2 protein-coding genes are annotated in these 2,164 nt (G+C 72.7%); one reads left to right on the plus strand and one right to left on the minus strand.

Annotated features, from left to right (window positions below; all coding sequences use genetic code 11):
• Positions 1-32: 32 nt before the first annotated feature.
• Positions 33-680 carry a TetR family transcriptional regulator gene (locus tag FNQ90_RS20535; protein WP_182607714.1) on the minus strand — a complete coding sequence of 216 codons (648 nt, stop codon included), beginning with the start codon at positions 678-680 and terminating at the stop codon, positions 33-35.
• Between the two features lie 582 nt (positions 681-1,262).
• Here FNQ90_RS20535 and FNQ90_RS20540 point away from each other — a divergent pair.
• The coding region (locus FNQ90_RS20540; protein ID WP_182607715.1) for a serine/threonine-protein kinase at positions 1,263-2,164 on the plus strand (902 nt) is incomplete at its 3' end.

Raw genomic sequence — 2,164 nt, forward strand, 5'->3', positions numbered from 1 at the left:
CCCCGGTGACAGGGCCGGGGAGCTCCGCCGGGTCACTTGCCGGGTTTGCGCCCGGTCACCCCGAGATGGACGAGCAGGGCCAGCGCCGGACGCGTGTCGCTCTGCTTCGCGCCCAGGGACTGGAGGCTCTTGGACTGCTCCGCCACGGCTGTGAGCATGGTCACCAGGGCGGCGGCGACGGCGGTCGGCGACGCCTCGGGCTCGGCACGTCCCCGCGACCCCTGCGCCTCCACCGTCTCCGCCAGGGGGCGGACCAGGGCGCCGTGCACCTTGCTGCGGATCCGCACGAACCGTCGGTCGCCCTCGGCGGCGGCCAGGTCGATGACGCGCAGGATGGCCTCGTGGCGACGGCGGAAGGCGAGGAAGCCGTCGACCAACTCCTCGGCGGCCTCCCGGCCGGCACGTCCGGTCCAGGCGCGGTTCTCCACCAGGCCCGTCAGTTCGTCGCTGTCCCGCAGGGTGTCACCGGCGAGTTCGAGGACGGCGGCCTCGATGTCGGGAAAGTACTGGTAGAAGGTGGCCGGGGAAGTGCCCGCCTTCCGGGCGACATCGATCACCCGGACATCACGATAGGGTGAAGAGGCGAGCATTTTCCCGAGGCAGTCGAGCAGTTTCTGTCGGGTTGCCTGACCGCGCCGACCGGCGATCCGGCCATCCACGGTCGTTACCTGTCCTGTCATGCCGTCAGCTTATCGACGGGAGGTTTTCGCGCCATTTGTCCGCTTCCAAACGGGGCGGATCCATGGTGCGGGGTTTCGGCCCCCGGGGAAGGGCCACGCGCCGTCACCCGGCTCCCCCCGCCTCCCGTCGGTGCCCCGATCCGCGGACCGGCCCCCGGAGACGCCCCGGTGAACACTCCGTGGCGGAGGACTCGCCGTCGACGCGGAGCCCCCGGGACTTAGCATGAACCCTCCGGCCGTCCCCCGGTCGGGGAACCGACGCACCCCACCGGCACGTATCCCCTTCCGGGAACGCGCCGGGCGCCTCTTCCGCTCCGGAAGGGTCGGGGCGCCGCGCCCCCGCCCCGGAACGCGTCACGGAAACGGGAGGGGAACGGGAAGGCCTCCCGGGAAGGAGTGTTCGCCCCGTTCGTCCGACGGCGCGTCACGGACGTGGAACGGACCGGCGACGCGCCGGCCCCGCGCTCCCGGTTGTCGGCCCGGCCGGGAAGAATCGGCACGGACGACCGTCGGCGGCCGACGGCGGTGAGATGCTGCACGGGGCACCCGGGCGGCGCCCCACGGGGAGGTGGCAAAGGACTCATGGTGGAGCAGCTGACGCGGCACGATCCCAGGCGGATCGGTCCCTTCGAGGTGCTCGGGCGGCTGGGCTCCGGCGGCATGGGTCTGGTCTACCTGGCGCGCTCGGCCTCGGGTCGACGGGTCGCCATCAAGACCGTGCGCACCGAGCTGGCCGAGGATCAGCTGTTCCGGGTTCGTTTCACCCGCGAGGTGGAGGCCGCCCGTTCGGTGAGCGGCTTCTACACCGCCGCCGTCGTCGACGCCGATCCGCGCGCGGCGGTGCCCTGGTTGGCCACCGCCTACGTACCGGCTCCCTCGCTGGAGGAGATCGTCAGCGAGTGCGGCCCGCTCCCGCCGCAGGCGGTCCGCTGGTTGGCGGCGGGCATCGCCGAGGCCCTGCAGTCCATCCACGGCGCGGGCCTGGTCCACCGCGACCTGAAGCCGTCGAACGTACTGGTCGTCGAGGACGGCCCCCGGGTCATCGACTTCGGCATCGCCTCCGGGGTCTCCACCACCCGGCTCACCATGACCAACGTGGCGGTCGGCACCCCCGCCTACATGTCGCCCGAGCAGGCGCGCGACTCGCGCGGGGTGACCGGGGCCAGCGACATCTTCTCCCTCGCCTCCACCCTGGTCTACGCCGGCACCGGCCATCCGCCCTACCACGGCGCCAACCCGGTGGAGACCGTCTTCATGTTGTTGCGCGACAGCCCCGACCTGGAGGGATTGCCCGAGGAGCTGCGGCCTCTCATCGAGGCGTGCATGCGGCACACCCCGACGGAGCGGCCCACCCCCGCCGACATCCAGGCCCGACTCGCCCCGCACCTCTTCGCCTCCGGCGACGACAGCGGCACCGCCTCGGCCTGGTTGCCGGCGGGCGCCGTGGCGCTGATAGAACGTCGCCGCCGGGGTCAGCCGCGCCC

Origin of the sequence: Streptomyces alkaliphilus, assembly GCF_014141535.1 — a bacterium.
GTDB lineage: Bacteria > Actinomycetota > Actinomycetes > Streptomycetales > Streptomycetaceae > Streptomyces > Streptomyces alkaliphilus.

Excerpts from the sequence above, each read along its gene's own strand:
- FNQ90_RS20535 (WP_182607714.1), bottom strand. The coding sequence starts at position 680 with ATGACAGGACAGGTAACGACCGTGGATGGCCGGATCGCCGGTCGGCGC.